Consider the following 20,871-nt stretch of genomic DNA (forward strand, 5'->3'; position numbering starts at 1 on the left):
CCTTAGTTACAAAGCCCTGCAATAGCAGGGCTTTTTTATTATAGTAGTGAAATATTTATAGTTATGGTGAGGTAACCTCAGCGAATGAATGATGTAAAAAATATATTGAATAACTTGGTTAGCGCTGTAAAAGTTGGCGACTCTCATAAAGCTTATGATTGTTTAGCGTTGTTACTATCAGAAAAACCTAATTTGAATGCGAGTTGGTTGGGGGTAGCCAGAATGGCGCTATTATCTGGCCAAGTGACTTCAGCTCGAAAAGCTCTAGCGCTATTTGAAGCGAACGCTCAAAAACCTTTTGCTGATAGATTACAGCAACTAGCAATGTTGATTGAAAGTGGGCAAGTTCAATTAGCGTTTGAAAAAGCGTTAGAGTTAGCCACGGAAAACCCTAATAGACCAGAAATTTACCACTTTTTGAGTACAGTTGCGATGCAGCTAGGTAAAAAAGAGATGGCTATTGAGTATGCAGAACTTGTGTTAAAACAATGGAATACATCTGGACAAACGTGGTTAATCTTAGCGTCACTTGAAAAGGCTTCACAGGGCTCAAGTATACTTAGACGTTTGTTAGAGGTTAAGAACTCGATAGATGAGACCGCTAACCAAGCTTCAAAATCGTGTTTTTACGCCGCTTTATGTAAAGTGTATTTTGATCTCACGGATTTTGAAAAAGCTTTTGAATATGCGTCAAAAGCCAATGATTACCTATTAAAAATACAGACATATCCAATAACTGACGACTCCCAAAATGTTCGTTATATAGCGTCACAACACAGTAGTTTTGTCGATACCTCGCCTACCAAAAGGAAAGTTGACGCAGACAACCCCATATTTGTTGTAGGGCTACCTCGAAGTGGCACAAGTTTGCTAGAGCAGATGTTGTGCAGCCACTCAAATATAATTGATGGGGGCGAATTCAATGGTATGGAACGGGCCTCGAGATGTTTAACTAAGGGATTGGCTATCGGCAGTCGAGCTGAACAACTAGACGTCAATGTTGTTGAAAAACATACTCAAGAGATTCGCCGAGCATATTTGCAATATGCCCATGAAAAATTTGGTTCAGAAGGTGTTGTGGTAGATAAAAGTATGACAAATAACCGATATATATGGTTAATCAAAAAGGTATTTCCCGATTCACCGATAATATTTATAAAAAGAAACACCCTAGATACGGCTTGGTCTTGTTATAGAACACACTTCAGCAGTGGTTTTTCGTGGTCAACCAGTTTGGAAAATATGGGAGAATATTTTTCTCTCGAAGAAGATTTGAATCGTCTTTGGTTGCAAAAATTTAAATCGTCAATTCTTCAAATTAGTTATCAAAATCTAGTCGAACAACCCCAAGCCCTGCTACAGGAAGTTTGCGAGTTTTGTGGATTAGAATTCGAAAATTCTATGTTACATTTTTACGAGAGTAAACGAGCTGTGTTTACCGCCAGTGTTGCACAAGTTCGCGAAGAGGTCCACCAAGAGGCTATCGGATTCGGTAAGAAAATTGAACGCGAACTTAAGCCATTTATTGAACATTATCGGTATTAGGTTACTGAGTTTGATTAATCGATTTGGTGACCTTTATACTAGGGCTCTGAAGATAGAGCGTTAGACAAGTATAATTTAGCTAGCTAATTCTCATATTTTTATATGAGCAAAAAATAAGCTAGCTGATACCTGTGGCTGGGAATGGCGACATTAGTCTCTGTAATATTGCAACTATTTATTTTAAATAAATGTGTACTATAACCCTAAGTACCTCCTTGACAATTTGCTAACTTCCGTGTGAATATTCTCTAGTCTTAGTCTTTAATGTATTGAATTCTAAGCCCCTTAAACAACAGAGCTTAATAGCCCCTTGTCAACAAATTTTATAGCTTGACGAGGATTTAAAACAAAAGAATTGGTTGGGAATTATGTCCAAAATGAGCAAGAGAAACCTTATTGCTTCTGCCGTCGTTAGTGCTGTTGCACTCGGTAGCAGCGCCGTTGTCTCTGCAGACCCGTTAAACGAGCTTCATAAAGAAGAAGCTAAAATTCACGCGGCTGCAGCGAAATCCCAAGAGAAGATAAACAACTTGTACGAACAGTCACAGGAATTGTTTATTGAGTATCGTGGTGTCGTTGACGAAACAGAAAATTTGAAAGTGTATAACGATTACGTTGCAACACTTGTTGCTGATCAGCAAAGAAGTATCGATTCACTACAAACTCAGATTGATGGTATTGATGGCGTTAAACGTGGCGTAGTTCCGCTTATGTTTAGAATGATTGATAGTCTTGAGAAGTTTATTGAGCTAGATGTGCCTATTAACCTAGAAGAGCGAAAAGAGCGTGTAGAACGTTTACGCGATGTTATGGCAAATTCTAACGTAACTACGTCAGAACAGTTCCGTCAGGTAATTGAAGCTTACCAAATTGAAAATCAAATGGGTGCAGCAAGTTCAATTCGTGCCTACCAAGGTACATTGGATTATCAAGGAACTGAAATCACAGTTGATTTTTTCAACCTTGGTAGAACTGCTCACCTAGCATTGTCTCTTGATGGCAAAAGTGCATGGGTTTGGGATAACGACGCTAGAGCTTGGGAAGTGTTAGGTGCCGAATATTTAAGCGCAGTGGTTACTGCTGTTAAAATGGCAAACAAATTGTTGCCACCTGATCTTCTTAAATTACCAATCAAAGCTGCGGAGTAATATTGATGAAAACTGTATTTAAATCCATATTAGCTGCCGCGACGATCGCTTTAGTGGCTTCTTCTGCACAAGCAGCGACATCTCTTGAAGGACTTCTTCAAGAAGTTAAGAAAAACCGTGTATCTGAAGCACGTATAAACAAACAACGTGAAGCAGAGTTTCAGTCTGCTCGTGCCGACAAGCAAGCTTTATTAAGAAAGGCACAAGCTGATCTAAAAGCAGAAAGAGCGCGTGAAGCACGTTTGAAAAAGGCATTTGCTGATAACGAAGTTAAACTAGCTGAAAAAGAAGTCGAATTGACAACTGCAACAGGTACTTTAGGTGAGATGTTTGGTGTGGTTCGTCAGGCATCAGCAGAAGCATACGGTCAGATTTCAACTTCTATTGTGAGTGCTGAATTCCCAGGACGTGGTGCGTTTTTAAAACGTATGTCTGAAGAAGCTAAAGGCCTTCCTAATATCAAAGAACTAGAAGACCTATGGTTTGCGTTACAAACTGAAATGACTGAACAGGGTAGTGTTTCTCGCTTTACAACTGAAGTTGTTAGCTTGGACGGCGGTTCTACACAACAAGAAGTCATTCGAGTTGGTACATTCAACCTAATTGGTGAAGAAGGTTATTTGGTTTACGACTACGAAAATGAAATGGTACAACCATTAGGTCGTCAACCAGATGGATATCTAGTTGATTCTGCACTTGATCTTAGAAATGCGACCTCAGGTTTGGTTCCATTCTATGCTGATCCTTCAAGTGGCGCGATATTGGGGCTATTGAAAGAAAAAGCAACAATGGAAGAGCGTTACCATGCTGGTGGTCCAGTAGGTTACACAATCACTGTTATGTTATTTATCGGTTTGATTATCGGATTGTATAAAGTTGTTACTCTTACCCTAGTAGGTGGCAAGATGAAAGCACAACTTAAAAATATATCGAATCCTTCAAGTGGCAACCCTCTTGGTCGTATACTTCAAGTATATGGTGAGAATAAAACAGCCGATGCCGAAAGCTTAGAGTTGAAATTAGACGAAGCTATACTTAAAGAGCTACCTAGAATCGAAAGTGGTGTAAACATCATCAAGATCTTTGCTGCAATTGCACCACTGTTAGGTTTGTTAGGTACCGTTATAGGTATGATTGAGACTTTCCAACAAATTACTTTGTTCGGAACAGGTGACCCTAAACTAATGGCTGGCAGTATCTCAATGGCATTGGTAACTACTGCGTTAGGTATTATCGCTGCATTACCATTGTTGCTTACTCATAGTATTGTTGCTGGACGTAGTAAATCTATCGTACATATTCTTGATGAGCAGACTGCGGGTATCATAGCTACTCACGCTGAGTCGGAGAAAGCCTAAGATGTTATTTCTGATAGAACAATGGGAGTCTGTCAGGGATTTTATAGCTGCTGGCGGTGACGTATTGTACGTTGTCGCAGCCGCGCTCTTTCTAATGTGGGCATTTATGATAGAGCGCTTCTGGTATTTGGCTTCGGTCTTCCCAAAAATGAGAGATGAAATTATCTCTAACTGGGATGCTCGAGAAGACACTACCTCATGGTATGCGCATAGAATTCGTGACACATGGATTTCACAAGCTTCAGATGGCCTAGATGCGAGAATGTTGCTAATTAAAACACTCGTGGCTATGTGCCCTTTGATTGGTTTGTTGGGAACAGTTACCGGCATGATCGGTGTGTTTGAAACCATGGCAACTCAGGGTACAAGTAACCCTCGTCTAATGGCTGCAGGGATATCTATGGCTACTATTCCGACTATGGCTGGAATGGTTGCTGCTTTATCTGGTGTTTTCTTTAGCTCTCGTTTAGAAGCTAAAGTTAAAATAGCTAGAGAAAAGCTAGTAGATGCCTTACCCCATCATTAAAGAGAGGATCTTATGGGTCGTAAAGTTCGAGTAGAAGAAGATGCAGCAATTGATATGACACCTATGCTTGACATAGTGTTCATCATGTTGATCTTCTTCATTGTTACTACTGTTTTTGTTAAAGAAGCGGGTATTACTGTTAATAAGCCTAATGGTTCACTTGCTGTTATGCCTAAAAATGCAAACATTTTTATCGCTGTGTCTGAAGATGGTAAAGTTTGGATCGATAAACGTCAGGTTGAAACGGATTTAGTTCGTTCAAATTTGGAGCGTTTAATGGCCGAGCAACCATCTGACGTGATAATTATTCAAGCGGATAAGGAAGCTGAACACGGACTTGTTGTAGAGGTTATGGATCAAATCAAAGCTGCAGGTATTGATCGTATCTCAATAGCAACGGAAGGTGGTAGTTAATATGGGTCGATTAATAATTTCTATATTTATTGGTGCTGTAATAGCATTTGGCCTGTTTATTTTAATGGCAGAGTTGATTTCTAACTCTGGAAGGCCGCCACCCGAAGCTGGTGAGACAGTTGTAATTGATATTGTAATGTCAACGCCAGATGATGCGACACAATTAAGACAAAGGGTACCACCACCACCACCGCCGCCGCCTAAACAGCCTCCGAAAATTGAGCCTGTTGAACCGGATGTAGCTGAAGTGAACACTGATGGATTAGGTTTTAATATGCCTAGTGTTGATGTGGGAGGCGCTTCCGTTAATATTGGTAGTGTAGGTGCAATGCGTGACGGAGATGCTACTCCTATTGTAAGGATTGAACCTAAGTATCCGGTTCAAGCTGCTCGAGATGGAAAAGAAGGTTGGGTTAAACTGTCTTTTACTATCAATGAAGTAGGTGGTGTTGAAGATGTTAAAGTTATTGATGCGGATCCAAAACGTGTGTTTGACCGTGAAGCAAGACGAGCATTAGGTAAATGGAAATACAAGCCCAAAATTGAAGATGGTAAACCGATGAAACAATTCGGTCTAACAGTGCAACTAGACTTTAAGTTGGATAAATCATAATGAATAAACATCTAAAACATTTATGTGTGGTTTCGGTGATTTCTGTTGCCACTATTATTCCGATGAGTGTTTCGGCACAAGTATCATCTCCAATTGTTTGTCCTGATTATAAGCGCGGAACTACGAATATTCCTGGCCAAAAAGTCGGGAAAAAAGTAGGGAAGGCGTTAGAAGCTTACAATAATGATCTAATCGACGAAGCACTAGATATTCTCTATGAAATCGACGCTTCGGATACTTTTGATAGAGCATTTACTGATAGATTTATCGGTAACTTGCTTGCCACTCAAAGTGGTAAAGCCGAAAAAGCGATAGATTATTTGCAGAAAGCTGTTGCACCTAAAAAGTTAAATGATGCTGAACAGGTGGGTACAATTAAGTTAATTGCTGACTTAAGTCTTCAGGAAGAACAATATGATAGTGCGATTAAGTATTATCAAGAGTGGATGAAGGTAACCTGTAAAGAAGATTTTGACGTCTATTTTAGAATGGCTAATGCTTATTATCAGACAGGTCGGTTTGCTGAAATTATTGCGCCTATTAATAAGGCAATAGCCTTAGCTGAAAAGCCTAATAAAACTGCTTATGCGCTTAAAATGACTTCTTATTACAATCGTAAGATGTATAAAGAGACCATTGAAGTGCAAGAGGAAACTGTTCGAATATTCCCTGATGACAAAGCACAGTGGACGCAACTAGGCTTTTTCTACATGCTTGTAGAAGATCATAAAAAGGCATTGTCTACTTTTGAGATTGCTTATAATCAAGGCTTTTTGACTAAAGCTGCCGAGATAAAAGCCCTAAGTCAGTTGTATTCAATGAATGACATACCTGTAAAAGCGGCGCAAGTATTGGAAAAGCATATTAAGTCTGGATTAGTTAAAAAAGACGAAAGAATGCTTACTAGTGTTGCATCCTCTTATCAACAGGCTAAAGAGTTTAAAGAAGCTGCGGACTATTATGGTCAATCAGCTGTGTTGAGTTCTGATCCTGATTTGTACCAGAAACAAGGCATGGTTTATTATGCAATGGAAAGGTATAACGATGCGATCAAGGCTTTGCAAAAAGCTTTGGATGCTGGGTCTGATAAAAAGGGCGCGATTCATCTAGCGATGATGCAAGCTAACTTTGATAAAGGTGATTTTAAGTCTGCCTATGCTCATGTATTGGAAGCAAAAAAGGATAACTCCACTGCTCGAAATGCAAGAAGTTGGGAACCTTATATTAAGGAAAAGGCGAAAAACCGAAAAATTAAGCTTTAAATAAAAAGCTCCTTTGGGAGCTTTTTTTATGTTTAAATTTTGTTCTATAGATTGAAAGTAGTACCTTCATTTACCGCGTTCAAACCCTTTACAGTAGTCAATACCAGAAATTTTAATGCAATACTTCATCTCAGTTTTTGTTAGTGCGTTCTTAGTCTTTCAAATACAACCAATCATTTCAAAAACGATATTACCGTGGTTTGGTGGTGGTGCCAGCGTTTGGACTACCTGCATGTTGTTTTTTCAATTTTTCTTGTTAGTTGGTTACATATACGCTTATGTACTTACAAAAACCTTAAGAATCAAAACACAGGTCGTCGTACATTTAATCTTGCTGGCGCTGGGTGTGATATTTCTGCCATTTGGCATACATGATATACACAATATTGAGGTAGCTGCTACTCCTACTTGGGGAGTCCTAACGGTACTATTTATTAGTCTCGGTTTTCCGTATTTAATGTTGTCGGCCAATACGCCATTATTACAACATTGGTTTAGTAGCGATGTTAATAATGTTAATCCCTATAGGCTTTACGCCATCTCGAATGTGGGATCATTTTTAGCGCTAATTAGTTATCCGATTGTATTTGAGCCTTTTATGTCTCTCGACGGGCAACTTGAATTATGGTCAAGTATTTATTGTGTATTCGTCGCATTGGTCGTTTGGATATTTTATGTAGTCGTGATTAAGTCTCAGAGCCAGAAACTTAATAATGCAAAACAACTCGTCAATTCAAAGGTTGGTTTTTCCCAGGTTACGTTATGGTTTTTGCTAGCAGCTTTGGGTGTTGTTTTGTTAGTTTCAACAACCAACGCGTTAACACAAAACGTGCCACCAGTACCCTTTTTATGGATTGTTCCATTGGCTATCTATTTATTAACTTATGTCATGGCGTTCAGCAGTCTGAGACTATATTTAAGGGTCATCTGGATCCCTTGTTTTATGGTGTTGTCGTTTGTTGCCTTGTTAATTTATATTATAGGCGGGCAATTTGACTTTGTTACCCAGTTAATCATTTATCTACTGATCTTGTTGTGCGGTTGTATGATTTGTCATGGAGAATTGAACGCTCTTAAACCACGTCAAGGCAATACCACTTTGTTTTATCTGTTTTTATCAGCGGGAGGTGTTTTTGGCAGTTTCTTGGTGACCTTCGTTGCTAAGGAGTTGTTCGATGAGTTTTTAGAGTTTCCCCTAGCCATTGTCAGTGTGTTGTTGGTCGTGGCGGCTTCATTGTGGTGGGTCCGTAAGGATGAGATAACACAATTAAATAAAGGGCACATTGCTGCAGTAAATCAACTTTTCTTATTGTCGATTGGTAGTTTAGTTGTGGCTTTGGTTTGGTTATTGGTTTTTATTAACCTCAATAGTCAATATCAGCAATATGACGTGGCTAAGGATCGGAATTTCTACGGCATACTTTCAGTGAAAGATATCAATGAAGGTAAAGTTAAAGAGAGAAGGCTCGTAGATGGCACTACCTCTCATGGAAGTCAATCATTACCACTTACGCCATCCCCGGTGCCTTTGAGCTATTATCGTCCGGGGACGGGGGGCCAACTCATCATTGATGAGCTTTCAAACGTTAAAAATTTACAAGTTGGTGTGATTGGTTTAGGGGTAGGGGCACTAGCTGCTTATGGTCGACCTGGCGACCTATATACTTTTTATGAGCTAAACCCGTTAGTCTCTGTGTATGCTAATAGATATTTTAAGTATTTGGAAAATGCCCAAGCCGATGTTGAAGTTAAGCTAGGTGATGCCCGTGTGACTTTGCAAAATGAATTAGACAGCGGACAAAGAAATAACTTTGATTTGCTTATCATAGACGCTTTCTCTGGAGATTTAATTCCGACTCATTTGATGACCCATGAAGCATTCATGTTATATCAACAGCATATCAAAACTTCAGGAGTGATAGCGTTACACATATCCAATAGGCATTTATCATTGTTACCAGTTATTGCACATCACAGTAGAAGCTTAAAAATGCAAATGATGCTGTTTGATACTCCTGGTGGTGGTTATGAACATGATGCCCAATGGGTCGTGTTAACCAATAATCGGCAATTAACTGAATCACCACGTCTAATGGATAAGCAGACGCCTATTATTAGTAGCCAATATCAAAGTGTGGTGTGGACAGATGATTACTCGAGTTTATTACCTATTTTAAAAGTCTTAAATTAGCCGTTTATAAAGCATTTCGTAACATCTGCTTAAAGCTAATCTTTAACCTTTGTTCAATGTGTTTTTTACCACTTAGCTTAAATTTTTCGCAAAGTTCCTTGTCGGTCTTATTTTGTAAAAATGCGGCCACCAACAAGGCTTGTTTATCAATGTCTATTCTTGAAAAATCTAGTGGACTGTTAATTAAGTATTCTCTTAGTAGCCGTTTGCAAGTTGAATAAGTTCGTTTTCCAGATGCAAATTGTTCGATTATCTCTAATTCCTTAGAAAAACTTATAGCTGTAGATGGCATAAATATTAGAAGTTGTTTAATTAACCCTTCGGACATCCATTGAAAGTTTTTGTCCAACTGGTATATCAACTCTTGGTAGAATTCTTTATTCAGGTTCTTGATTCGTTGCTGTTGTTTGTCTGCCAACGCTTTAATGCAAATACCGCTGTGCTCACCACTTGATATCTCGGGTTTTGAGCTAAGCTTCGTGAGTACAAACTCACTAGAGTGCCAAAATCTTAAGATGTCACTATTGCAGCCAAATGAAGTGGTCAAAAACTCAATGTTGTGTTGTATGGCTTGTTGCTCTACAAAGTTAATTAACTTTTTTCCATAACCTTTACGCTGATATTCTGGTTCGATAGCAATTCTACTAATTCTCCATTGTCGCGCTAAGACAAAAGATGCCATGTTATAGGATGAAGTTATACTCTGGGCCACTAAGTGCCCTTTAACACGCCTACTACAATTGGCGATATTATCAGCGAGCTCACCGAAAAAGCGTCCACCTTCCTCTATTATTTGAACCACACCGAGCAAAGTGACGCCCTTGGTCAATATGAAGCACTGTAATTCAGGTGCGTCTAACATACGTTGTAAATCATCTTGACTGGTTTGGTAGTGGGCGTTTATTAATAACCTAAACAGATCCGCTAGTAGGTCTTTATCGTCGATTAGTTCTTGCTTTGAAATGCCGCGGCAGATTATCGGTTGATTGGTTTCGTCATGAATTTTAGCTTCATGCTTGGTATTATGAAATAAAGTATTAAACCAAAACTGTTCTAGTGTGTCTCCCTTATACCAGCGTATTGGTTGTGAAATTTCGACTCTTTTGTAATCGGGTTTTAATTGCGAGAGCTGCTTCAAAAAGCGCATTTCGAAGCCTCTACCACTACCTTCATAGCCGTGTATTGTTGAACTAAAAACGATGCGAGAGAACTTTTTCGCCAGTTTACACAATAAATGAATAGGCATTGCAGAGGCTTCATCAACTAGCAAAAGGTCTATATGACTATTTTCTTCTAAAATGACATCTATAGGTTTAAAAGTTAACGAACCAGACAGGTACGACACACTATTCGAGCTCTCAGTGACTTCGGGTAGTAGTCGTTTTATATGAAAGAATACTTGTTCGATATTATTAATATGCGGTGCGGTTATACATATAGTTTTAGCCGATGAGCGGATTAAATCAGCTGCGGCTATACCTAAGGCTGATGATTTACCTCTGCCTCTATCTGCGGTTAGTACTAAAGGTCGATTTCTATGTCCCAAAGCTACTTTACGAATACTTTCTACTGCTAACTGTTGTTCATTAAATAGGTTATCCCATGTATTGTTTGGTACATAACTAACGCTGCCAGAAAAACCTACCTTAGATAATAATGCCACCGTTTTATCCTCCTTTAAGGAAGAGATTAAGTGTTGTATAAAATAGCTGTGTGTATATTTTTGATTAAAACCAAATGAAATACGATTTATTAATTCCGGATCCGCATAACTTGGCCATTGGCATAGTTCCGGACACAAAATAATCATTAGGCCATTTGCCTTAATAGTGCCGCTTAGTGCCATTGCTGTGTTGGCTCTGAATCCACTAAAACAATTCAATATAACCCATTGGTATTCGTGACCTAATTTAGAACGATAGTTTTTTATGCTAATACAGTCATTCTCAGATTCAGTGTCTCCAACCCACAAAATGTCTTTAATATTATTGCGGTCAACTAAGGAATTTGCCGTGTCTACGGTCCACTGTTCTTGTCCCGTGATGACTAATAATTGCCTATGGCATGACTTAGCTTGACGTTGTTGACACCACTGGATTAGTTGCTCGGGTAAATTCACTAAAACTACTTATAAGAGGTTTGAATAAGTTTGCTAGTGTAAGCAAAGTTACTCAAAAATACGAATGTGGTTTTTGTCTCATAGGGCGAGGTCACTGCTTGGTGAAGTTCAATTCAGGTAAATAAAATGTATTTTTCTCAACAAATGGGGCGTTTGATAGAGTGGGCAAATTCGATTTTTAACTTACAAATTACTATTCGCATATTGCGAAGCATATTTTGCCTGTTACACTAGTCGCGCTTAATACGAAGTAACCAACAACCATTTTGTATTAAGTCACCAAGGGGAGCCATCTGGCTGAGAATTGACTTCATGCTCATAGACCCTAATACCTGATCCGGATAATGCCGGCGTAGGAATGGTAAGACAAATATATCCCCATTTACCTGCCGTACACCCGGATCTTTTCAAACCATACTGAAGAGATCCCACTAAATGAATTTTAGTAGACGTAAACTGGCTAGTGTCATTAGCCTAATAATGGTTAATTCCATTGCCATCGCGCAACAAATAGAAAATCCACCTGCCTCAAGCGATATTGAAACTATCACCGTTCAAGGTGCAATGTCTGCTACACCATTGTCAAAAATGGCAACGAGTATTTCAGTTTTAAATGAATATGAAATTGCTGAGCGTCAAGGGCAACATATCGAAGATATATTTAACCGAGCTGCAAACGTTAATTTCGCCAGTGGTGCGAGCCGAGGTCGCTTTGTACAAATACGGGGGATTGGTGAACGTAGTCAATTTACCGACCCAGTTAATCCATCAGTTGGCTATTTAGTTGATGGTATTAACTATTCTGGTTTACTAGCTGGCGCCAGTACATTTGATATCGCTCAAATTGAGATTTTTAAAGGACCTAATAGTGCTCGATTCGGTGCAGATGGTCTTGCGGGAATGATTAATGTTATTAGTAAAGAAACAACCGATGAGTTTAGTTTTAGTTCACAAGTTGGCTTTGCGAATTATGATAGTTGGAATATCGGTGCTGCGGTTGGTGGGGCATTGAGTAATTCGGTAAGTGGTCGTTTGTCGGTACATCAAAATAGTAGTGATGGATTTATAACTAACACTTGGCTGGGTCGTGAAGACACCAACAATGTTGATGAGTTTACTACTCGAGGCAAACTTAGTTGGCAAGTAAGTGATGAGCTTTCGATTAATACAGTTGTTCATCTCATTGATGTGGACAACGGTTACGACGCTTTTTCACTTAACTTAGACAGAACAACCTTATCAGACGAACCCGGTTTCGATACTCAAGAAAGTGAGGCATTAGGTATCACTATCGATTACCAAGGGTTAGATTTCGCTGATGTTCAAATTCAAACAAGTGTCTTAGAGGCGGAGCTCGGGTATGGATATGACGAAGACTGGAGCTATGTTGGAATCGCACCCGGCTGGGAATATTCGTCTACGGATTATTATTTTAGAGACCGTCAAGATAGCTCATTTGAATTGAAGTTGAGTAGTAAATCTAGGAACCAAAACGCGTGGGTGATTGGCGCATATTATTCGAATGAAAGCGAAGATCTCAATAGGCAATTTTTTGATTTTGACCTTTGGCAAGAATCGGCTTTTGATAGTGAGGTTGAGCGCATCGATAGTGCCATATTTGGACAATACAAATATGTGTTATCAGATACTCAATGGCTTACAACTAGCTTACGCTTCGCGTCTCAATCACTCGATTATCTTGACTCCAAGCTAATCGACGAGTCAATTGACCATTCGGATTGGGGAGCTGAAATTAGCTATCATCAAACAGTTGGTCAAAACAGCATGATTTACGGAAGTTTGCTGCGCAGTTTTAAGATGGGTGGAGTAAATGGTCAATCATTAAGTAAAGTAGACGATGAAGACGTCGCAGATTTCAAACAAGACATACTCGACAACGCCATTTTTGATGCCGAATCTCTCGTAGGGATAGAGTTTGGTATTAAAGGTTCAAATAAAGACGGTAGTCTTGTATTGGATTTTGCTACTTTTTATCAAAAACGTGATGACATTCAATATAAAAACTCGATAGTCAATGAGCAATCATTTGTTGATTTTTATGACAATGCTGCTGATGGGGAAAATTACGGTCTTGAAGTTAGTATTAACTACATGATTTCTGATTCTTTTGATGCTTTTGCGAATATAGGATATTTGGAAACTGAAATTAGTAAAATTACGCGACAGGACGGGACAAGTATCGATGGCAGAGACCAAGCCCACGCACCTACCTACCATATCAATGCTGGGCTAAATTGGCAGCTCTTCGAAAGCGTTAATTGGTTAATTGAGTTGGACGCAAAAGATGAATTCTTCTACTCATTCAGTCATGACAATCGATCTGAAAGTGTTGTCCTCACCCACACCAGTTTAGATTTCCGGTTAAGCAATTGGCAAGTTAGTTTGTATGCACGTAACTTATTTGACGAACAATACGCGAATCGCGGATTTTCGTTCGGCAATGATCCTAGAGATGAATATGCCAGCCATATTTACGAACAGTTTGGAGAGCCCCGACGCTTAGGCGTTAATGTTAGGTATCAATATTAGTCATATCTAAAAAAGCCAAGCTAATAATCGTTTGGCTTTTCTAAGGAGTTATTATGAAATTAGTTGCAGAAATATCTATGTATCCTCTTAACGAGCAATATATCCCACCTATTCAGGAGTTTATTGACCGCTTAAATAGTTATGAAAATATAAAAGTTGTCACCTCGGCTACTAACACAATTGTGAGCGGTGAGTATCTATCTACGATGCAATTGTTAGCAGTTGAAATGCAGCGCAGTCACGAAAAAGTAGGGCAGGCTATTTTCGTTTGCAAATTCTTGAATGGCGAAAAAATGAGTACTGAAATCTAATGGACAGTTTTCTTGCACAACTTGCAGCAACGTCAATATTAGAGGGAGTAGCGGTAGTTTTGGCTGTTGCTTATGTATGGTTAGCTGCGAGGCAAAATATATGGTGCTGGCCTTGTGCTTTGGTCAGTACCGGCATATACATTTGGTTGTTTTGGAATGTATCTTTGCCTTTTCATACCGCGCTGAATTTTTATTATTTGATTATGGCTGTCTATGGAATGTACAAGTGGCGCGATAATACGGCAGATAGTATTTCGGTGCAATCTTGGTCAATCTATAAACATATTGTATCTATTATCGGATTGGCCGTTTGTGCAATAATTTTAAGTCATTTTGCGAATTCTGTGTTGGATGCGAATTATATATATCTTGATGCTTTCATAACGGTGTTTAGTCTGTTTACAACAGTTTTAGTGGCCCATAAGGTGCGAGAAAATTGGTTGTATTGGATTGTTATCAATCTGTTTGCTGCGTATCTTTATTTTGCCAAAGACTTAGCGTTAACTGCAATATTGTTTGTCTGCTACACCGGCTTTGCGATATATGGCTTTATGCAATGGCGTCTCACTCCTGCTAACGTTCAAAGCCGACACGAGGCTGCATGAAAGACTTAAAGTTTGAGATGTTAGCTGAGCTAAGAGAATTGAAATTTGTTCACTCTGACTTTCAACTCATCGCTCTTAATGGGGGAGCGGTTAACAGCAGTTATACTCTGCAAACACCCGACCAAAAGTATTTCGTTAAAACGTTCGAGTCAGATAAAATCGCTAACTTGGATAGAAAAAAGCTATTTGATATTCAAACTGAACTTGCTGCTAAGGGAATGGCTGTTAAACCGGTTTATTTATCAGATTCACTGAGTTTTCAAATTGATCAGTGGCTTGATTCGACTACCTTAGATCAAGTCGGGGATTCTAGCTTAATTATTACTAAAGGTTTGGCGGCCGCATTATCCAAGTTACATAACATCAAAATAGATGCCCCATTACTGGATTTGCCAAGCCAATGGCAACATTATTTGAATCTCATTGACGTAGAGATATCAGATTCGATGCAGCAAAAGCTCGATACTTATACGTCCACTTGGTATCAAGCGTGCGCAACTAAAACAGTGTTTTGTCACAATGATTTAGCCTTATCCCACGTTACTCATGAGCACCCCAATAAGATTTTTGACTGGGAATACTGCGCTATATCATGTCCGTATTTTGATATAGCATCATGTGCTGTTGTAAATGGTTTTAGCTGCACAAACGAAGCCAGTTTATGCGCATTCTATGCCCAATATAGTCATCAACGATTATCCGAAGTGGTTGATAAGGTGACTCGTATGAAACCCTTAGTTGAGCTTACCTACAAACTTTGGTATCAAGCTGCTAGGGTCTGAAAGTGAGCTTTGCTATTCAACGTAACGCGTTTTTAGTTCATTAAGTGCGCAGTCAAACAGCAGAAACCGATACTGAAAGCAAAATCACTTTACCTTTTGTTATCCGTCAGTATAATTCAGCCCGTCAGCAGGAGTGTAGTTCCAATTGGTAGAACAGCGGTCTCCAAAACCGATGGTTGGGGGTTCGAATCCCTCCACTCCTGCCACTTTTAAATCGTCAGTTATTTCAAGTCAATTCATGCTAGTCTGTTTAAATGGAATCTACCTCTCATCTTGCATTAAGTGAATACCAACGTGCCATTTTAAATGAAATGGGGATCACATCATGGAAGTTAACTGATACAAACCTCGATCAAATTCAAGACGACAATCAAAAAAACGACCTTATTGAATCGGCGCCTGAAGTTGTGTCGCGAACTGACGCCTTAGTCAAGTTAAAACAACTTAAAGCACAAACACAGAAAAACCAAAGTAAAGAAAGTACAGATTGTGTATTAGTGACCTGTTCGCAAAGTGCAACTAAACATCAAATTTTTGCAGATGTACTACTCGCACTAGGACTCGAAACTAAAGAGATTAAATACGTTGCAACTGAGCAACTCAGCGACTTCTCTGATTTCCCGCTAAGTTGGAATCTAGCTGAAAAGGTAAGTTTTGAGAATAATCAATTGATTACTCCGACATTGACAGAATTAAGTGATCCGAGCATAAAAAAGCGACTTTGGATGCAAATTCAAAACGCCAGTTTAGCAATTGAAAATTAACCGATGTTGGATGATTTGAATCCGATGCAGCCCCATTTCTCGCATTTAACAGCACAAAATTGTGGTCCATATTATGAACTTCATAAACAAGGGCAATTCTCTCCTTGGACCCGCAGAATATTCGAAGACTGTTTAACTAAGCCTTACTTTGCATATTCCTTGGATCAAGATAATCAACCATTAGGTTACTATATTGGAATGCAAGTGTTAGACGAAGTGACATTAATGGACATAGTCGTAGGGTCAACTCATCGAGGAAAAGGTGTGGGACGAACCTTATTAAGTCATCTTATGGAGCATTGTCACCAAAATAAAATCCAACAAATTTGGCTAGAAGTTCGCGAATCTAATTCTGTTGCAATCAGCCTCTATGAAAACGCGGGCTTTATGTTGGTAGAGCAGAGAATGAATTATTATCCAAGTAAAAAAGGTAAGGAAGACGCTTTGATAATGTGTTGTTACTTAGGGTAAACCGAAAAATTCAAATGCTTATTAATAAAGGATGAGAGGGGGGACGTCCCCCCAACTTATATTTAACGACGTGCTGCCGTAACATTTAGGTTTTCTGTCGAGTCTTGGCGGTCAACCGCTAACTTCACAAACTTAGAAGAGTTGTAGTTACAGCCTACACACATAGCGATAAATTGGTTCATGCTTGGCGCACCGATATTCTTTTCCCAATTTTCGTAAGTCTTACGTGTTTTTACATTAGCTAACTTAGCCATTTTGACAGTAGTTAACCCAGCATCAAGACGCATTTTTCTTAGATCTGCACCGTTAATATACATTTTTTGGTTCCTCTTGTGATTATTGATACTACAGCAAAGAAATAGATAATTATTATTGTTGTTCTCTGCTTTCATGTTCATGGTAAGAGTACAAATAAAAATGTGGATTTGACTCCACGAGGTGAAATAATTTCTCTTTATTGGGTAAGTTTATGATTCGTATAGTTATTAAGTATTAGTTCTATAAAAAATAGTTTCGCCTCCATAGAGGCGAAAGAATCTTTAGTTAGCAGCATGCCCAATTGAAAAGTCAGCCACCAATTTTTATGCGTTGCTTACCGGAGGTTTGGTTTTAGCACCTATGGCCACGATAAATTCAGCATTGCTGACCGGAGGCTTAGTTTTAGCACCTATGGCCGCAATGAATTCAACATTGCTAACTGGAGGTTTGGTTTTGGCACCTATTGCAGCAATGAATTCAACGTTGCTGACCGGAGGTTTGGTTTTGGCACCTATTGCTGCAATGAATTCAACGTTGTTGACTGGAGGTTTGGTTTTGGCACCTATTGCAGCAATGAATTCAACATCGCTAACTGGAGGCTTAGTTTTAGCACCTATTGCAGCAATGAATTCAACGTTGTTGACTGGAGGCTTGGTTTTAGCACCTATTGCAGCAATGAATTCAACGTTGTTGACTGGAGGCTTGGTTTTAGCACCTATTGCTGCAATGAATTCAACGTTGTCGACTTGAGGCTTGGTTTTAGCACCTATTGCAGCAATGAATTCAACGTTGCTAACTGGAGGTTTGGTTTTGGCGCCTATGGCTGCAATGTATTCAGCGGTGTTCGCTGGTGGCTTGGTTTTAGCACCAATCGCTGAAATAGAATCGTTTGATATGACTAATCCGATAATCAATAGAAACATATTTAAATATAAATTTTTCATTTTAAAACTCCTGTTGATTTAGACAAAATTGCCTAAAAACAATTATGAAGGTTTTAAAATGGAATGTAGAGCTTTATGCTTTAATTAACTTTGGAAAAAGTTGTTTGTAACTTTCGTTGAAAGTCGCCCAAATCAGCAAAGTAGAGAGGGCATGTATCACATAGGGCAACGATTCGTAGGCCAACAATGCGTTTTGAAACCCCAAAATGTGTCTAAGGTAATATTCTAACAAAACCGTCGCTTGAGCGATGATAATCAATGCGTTAATTTTATAGAGTACCCAATCTAAGTTTATTGATTTGGCTTTTGGGGAGATATAGTGCTCGACCATATTTACCCTAAGAAAAACCAAATGCCTAACCGAAATACAAATAATAATGATACAAACATACCAAAACGTTTGCGGGGGATCGTAGGCAACGACAAACCAATATACTTCTGTTGACACACCTAAAACTATACATAACAGCAAAATCTTGGATGTCCAGTCATACCAAAAGTAATAAACTAACCAAAAGCCAGATAGGTAAATGAGCCCTTTGATAATGTAACTACTGGGTAAATATAGCCAAGCAAACTCTTCTACTATGTGTTGTAAAAATATGATTGCAATGACACTTAAGACGTTTACGTCTTGCCTACATAAAATTGCTGTAAACAGAATGACGCCAAGAAATAGTCTGTCGAAAACCAGAGCATTTCCAAACGTATAAATACTGGCAGAGACAAACAACACTCCAAAAAGAGCTGTTATTAATCTAGGAAGATAGGCGCGTAAAATCATGCGCCTAGACTAAAACAAGATTAGCTTAAGTTAAAGCCAAAATAGTCCATAACTGTAGAGAAGAAAGATTCACGAGTTTGTTCCGAAGCCGTTTGCCGACAAATAGACCACCACTTATTCACCACTGCAACTCCAATGTTGTCCATGGTTTCAGGTTTGTCATTTTCAATAGCAGAGACAGTTTCACGGCTAATGCCCACTCGGTGAGCAAGTTCTTCTTGCGTGTAGCCCGCTTCTTTACGTAAAGACCTAAGTTGAGCACCACTAAACATTTTTCTACGAGACATGTTAAGTCGTTTCCTGATGGTGTACGGTGAATTTTAATTATTTTATTCGGCTACTTTTTGCCCAGCTACCTAATAAAACACCTAAATTAGTTAACTTTATTAAAACATTGATTAAATTATGGCAAAAAATTTACCAGTGCCAAATATAAATTAAACGAAGGTTTTAGTAAATAGTAAGGCTAATAACAAATAGTACCAATATCTGCTTTTTTTATAGTTAAAAGCACGATATCAGATCAAAGCAGTCTCTAAACCATAAAATGAGTTCTGATAAGCGACTTTTTTATCGGAGTCATATACAATGCGCGGCCAAATTATTTAGTAATTACATCACTTAAGAGTATTCCATGTCTTTCCAACAAGAAGTTGATAAACGCCGCACTTTTGCGATTATCTCTCACCCGGATGCGGGTAAAACTACCATTACCGAAAAAGTACTGTTATTCGGGAACGCTTTACAAAAAGCAGGGACTGTTAAAGGTAAAAAGTCAGGGCAACATGCCAAGTCTGACTGGATGGAAATGGAAAAAGAGCGGGGTATATCGGTCACTACTTCAGTGATGCAATTCCCTTATCGCGACCACCTAGTTAATTTATTAGATACCCCGGGCCATGAAGATTTTTCTGAAGATACCTATCGTACATTAACTGCGGTTGATTCATGCTTGATGGTTATTGATGCCGCTAAAGGTGTAGAAGCACGTACCATTAAATTAATGGACGTGACCCGGTTACGCGATACGCCAATTATCACTTTTATGAATAAACTGGATAGGGATACTCGTGATCCTATCGATTTACTAGATGAAGTAGAAAATGTACTCAATATAAAATGTGCACCTATTACCTGGCCAATCGGCATGGGTAAAGAGTTTAAAGGTGTGTATCACTTACTTCGCGATGAAACTATCCTGTATAAAACTGGTATGGGACACACCATTCAAGACGTACGTATAGTGAAAGGTTTAGATAATCCTGAGCTAGATGTCGCAATTGGTACTTACGCAGAAGAATTGCGTGACATGCTTGAACTCGTTCAAGGTGCATCTCACGAATTTAATCACGAAGAGTTTTTAGCGGGTGAGTTGACTCCAGTCTTTTTTGGCACGGCTATGGGCAACTTTGGGGTTGATCATATGTTAGATGGCTTAATTGAATGGGCACCGTTGCCTCAAGGCCGTGAAACCAGTGATCGTAAAGTGGAATCGAGCGAGCAAAAATTCAGTGGTTTTGTGTTTAAAATTCAAGCGAATATGGACCCAAAACACCGGGACCGCATTGCATTTTGCCGAATCGTGTCAGGTAAGTATGAAAAAGGCATGAAAATGCATCACAGCCGCATAGGTAAAGATGTACGAATTTCTGACGCTTTAACCTTTCTGGCCGGCGACAGAGCTTTATTAGAAGAAGCTTACGCAGGTGATATCATTGGTTTACACAATCATGGATCAATTCAAATTGGCGATACGTTTACCGCTGGCGAAAAATTCCGATTTGCCGGTATTCCGAACTTTGCCCCTGAATTATTTAAACGTATCCGTTTGAAAGACCCTCTTAAACAAAAACAATTGCAAAAAGGTTTGATTCAGCTTTCTGAAGAAGGGGCGGTGCAAGTCTTTAGGCCATTACAAAACAATGACCTAATTGTTGGTGCGGTAGGTGTCTTGCAGTTTGATGTTGTAGTCGCCAGATTAAAAGGCGAATACAACGTTGATGCGATGTACGAACATATTAATGTTTACACTGCACAATGGGTAACAGCCGAAACTCCAGCTAAATTAGATGACTTTAGGCGTAAAGCCGAAGCCAATTTAGCCTTAGATGGTGGCGATAATTTAGCTTATATTGCGCCAACTCGGGTGAATTTATCTTTAGCACAAGAACGTTATCCCGAAATCGAATTCCATAATACTAGAGAGCACTAACCTAGGCAGGTTAG

Annotated in this window: 20 protein-coding genes, 1 tRNA gene and 1 riboswitch; of the genes, 16 read left to right on the top strand and 5 right to left on the bottom strand. The window is 39.1% G+C overall.

The window, feature by feature from the left end:
• Positions 1-84: 84 nt before the first annotated feature.
• From KO534_RS08120 to KO534_RS08155, 8 genes are all read left to right on the top strand, one after another.
• On the top strand, positions 85-1,545 hold the full coding sequence (locus tag KO534_RS08120) for a tetratricopeptide repeat-containing sulfotransferase family protein (RefSeq protein ID WP_215929145.1): 1,461 nt from the start codon (positions 85-87) through the stop codon (positions 1,543-1,545).
• A 377-nt stretch (positions 1,546-1,922) separates the two neighbouring features.
• Positions 1,923-2,693, top strand: coding sequence for a DUF3450 domain-containing protein (locus tag KO534_RS08125; protein ID WP_215929146.1), 771 nt, complete (start codon positions 1,923-1,925; stop codon positions 2,691-2,693).
• A 5-nt stretch (positions 2,694-2,698) separates the two neighbouring features.
• Entirely contained in the window at positions 2,699-4,051 is a 1,353-nt protein-coding gene (locus KO534_RS08130; RefSeq protein WP_215929147.1) for a MotA/TolQ/ExbB proton channel family protein, read from the top strand.
• 1 nt (position 4,052) lies between these two features.
• Positions 4,053-4,577, top strand: a complete 525-nt coding sequence (locus tag KO534_RS08135; protein WP_215929148.1) for a MotA/TolQ/ExbB proton channel family protein — start codon at positions 4,053-4,055, stop codon at positions 4,575-4,577.
• 12 nt (positions 4,578-4,589) lie between these two features.
• Positions 4,590-4,991, top strand: a complete 402-nt coding sequence (locus KO534_RS08140; protein ID WP_215929149.1) for an ExbD/TolR family protein — start codon at positions 4,590-4,592, stop codon at positions 4,989-4,991.
• 1 nt (position 4,992) lies between these two features.
• Positions 4,993-5,604, top strand: coding sequence for an energy transducer TonB (locus tag KO534_RS08145; RefSeq protein ID WP_215929150.1), 612 nt, complete (start codon positions 4,993-4,995; stop codon positions 5,602-5,604).
• Complete coding sequence (locus KO534_RS08150; RefSeq protein ID WP_215929151.1) at positions 5,604-6,866, top strand: tetratricopeptide repeat protein; 1,263 nt, start codon at positions 5,604-5,606, stop codon at positions 6,864-6,866. The genes KO534_RS08145 and KO534_RS08150 overlap by 1 nt, the downstream gene beginning before the upstream one ends.
• Positions 6,867-6,981: 115 nt before the next feature.
• Positions 6,982-9,057, top strand: coding sequence for a hypothetical protein (locus KO534_RS08155; protein WP_215929152.1), 2,076 nt, complete (start codon positions 6,982-6,984; stop codon positions 9,055-9,057).
• Between the two features lie 4 nt (positions 9,058-9,061).
• Here the strand turns inward: KO534_RS08155 and KO534_RS08160 are convergent, their stop codons facing one another.
• Positions 9,062-11,176 carry a tRNA(Met) cytidine acetyltransferase TmcA gene (locus KO534_RS08160; RefSeq protein WP_215929153.1) on the bottom strand — a complete coding sequence of 705 codons (2,115 nt, stop codon included), beginning with the start codon at positions 11,174-11,176 and terminating at the stop codon, positions 9,062-9,064.
• A 272-nt stretch (positions 11,177-11,448) separates the two neighbouring features.
• A riboswitch (TPP riboswitch) is annotated at positions 11,449-11,552 on the top strand.
• Positions 11,553-11,611: 59 nt separating this feature from the next.
• Between KO534_RS08160 and KO534_RS08165 the strand changes: the two genes are divergently transcribed.
• The 7 genes from KO534_RS08165 (at position 11,612) to rimI (ending at position 16,659) form a co-directional block, all read left to right on the top strand.
• Positions 11,612-13,726, top strand: coding sequence for a TonB-dependent receptor (locus tag KO534_RS08165; RefSeq protein ID WP_215929154.1), 2,115 nt, complete (start codon positions 11,612-11,614; stop codon positions 13,724-13,726).
• Positions 13,727-13,779: 53 nt separating this feature from the next.
• Positions 13,780-14,037, top strand: coding sequence for a hypothetical protein (locus tag KO534_RS08170; protein ID WP_215929155.1), 258 nt, complete (start codon positions 13,780-13,782; stop codon positions 14,035-14,037).
• Positions 14,037-14,642, top strand: coding sequence for a nicotinamide riboside transporter PnuC (gene pnuC / locus KO534_RS08175; protein WP_215929156.1), 606 nt, complete (start codon positions 14,037-14,039; stop codon positions 14,640-14,642). The genes KO534_RS08170 and pnuC overlap by 1 nt, the downstream gene beginning before the upstream one ends.
• Positions 14,639-15,424 (top strand): phosphotransferase, encoded by a 786-nt coding sequence (locus tag KO534_RS08180; protein WP_215929157.1) that lies wholly within the window; start codon positions 14,639-14,641, stop codon positions 15,422-15,424. Before pnuC ends, KO534_RS08180 begins: the two co-directional genes overlap by 4 nt.
• Positions 15,425-15,553: 129 nt before the next feature.
• Positions 15,554-15,630, top strand: a tRNA-Trp gene (locus KO534_RS08185).
• 48 nt (positions 15,631-15,678) lie between these two features.
• A complete protein-coding gene (locus KO534_RS08190; protein ID WP_215929158.1) occupies positions 15,679-16,188 on the top strand; it encodes a DNA polymerase III subunit psi in 510 nt (169 codons plus the stop codon).
• 24 nt (positions 16,189-16,212) lie between these two features.
• Complete coding sequence (gene rimI / locus KO534_RS08195; RefSeq protein WP_215929159.1) at positions 16,213-16,659, top strand: ribosomal protein S18-alanine N-acetyltransferase; 447 nt, start codon at positions 16,213-16,215, stop codon at positions 16,657-16,659.
• 62 nt (positions 16,660-16,721) lie between these two features.
• Here the strand turns inward: rimI and KO534_RS08200 are convergent, their stop codons facing one another.
• The 4 genes from KO534_RS08200 to KO534_RS08215 all read right to left on the bottom strand — a co-directional run bounded on the left by KO534_RS08200 (position 16,722) and on the right by KO534_RS08215 (position 18,932).
• Positions 16,722-16,976, bottom strand: a complete 255-nt coding sequence (locus KO534_RS08200; protein WP_215929160.1) for a helix-turn-helix transcriptional regulator — start codon at positions 16,974-16,976, stop codon at positions 16,722-16,724.
• A gap of 264 nt (positions 16,977-17,240) precedes the next feature.
• Entirely contained in the window at positions 17,241-17,861 is a 621-nt protein-coding gene (locus KO534_RS08205; protein ID WP_215929161.1) for a hypothetical protein, read from the bottom strand.
• Positions 17,862-17,934: 73 nt separating this feature from the next.
• The gene (locus KO534_RS08210; protein ID WP_215929162.1) at positions 17,935-18,645 is read right to left on the bottom strand and encodes a hypothetical protein; all 711 of its coding nucleotides are present in this window, start codon (positions 18,643-18,645) and stop codon (positions 17,935-17,937) included.
• A 20-nt stretch (positions 18,646-18,665) separates the two neighbouring features.
• A complete protein-coding gene (locus tag KO534_RS08215; protein WP_215929163.1) occupies positions 18,666-18,932 on the bottom strand; it encodes a helix-turn-helix domain-containing protein in 267 nt (88 codons plus the stop codon).
• Positions 18,933-19,279: 347 nt separating this feature from the next.
• On the opposite strand from KO534_RS08215, the gene prfC reads away from it, so the two are divergent.
• On the top strand, positions 19,280-20,857 hold the full coding sequence (prfC, locus tag KO534_RS08220) for a peptide chain release factor 3 (RefSeq protein ID WP_215929164.1): 1,578 nt from the start codon (positions 19,280-19,282) through the stop codon (positions 20,855-20,857).
• Positions 20,858-20,871 lie beyond the last annotated feature (14 nt).

This window comes from Paraglaciecola arctica (genome assembly GCF_018861065.1).
Classification (GTDB): Bacteria; Pseudomonadota; Gammaproteobacteria; order Enterobacterales; family Alteromonadaceae; genus Paraglaciecola; species Paraglaciecola arctica_B.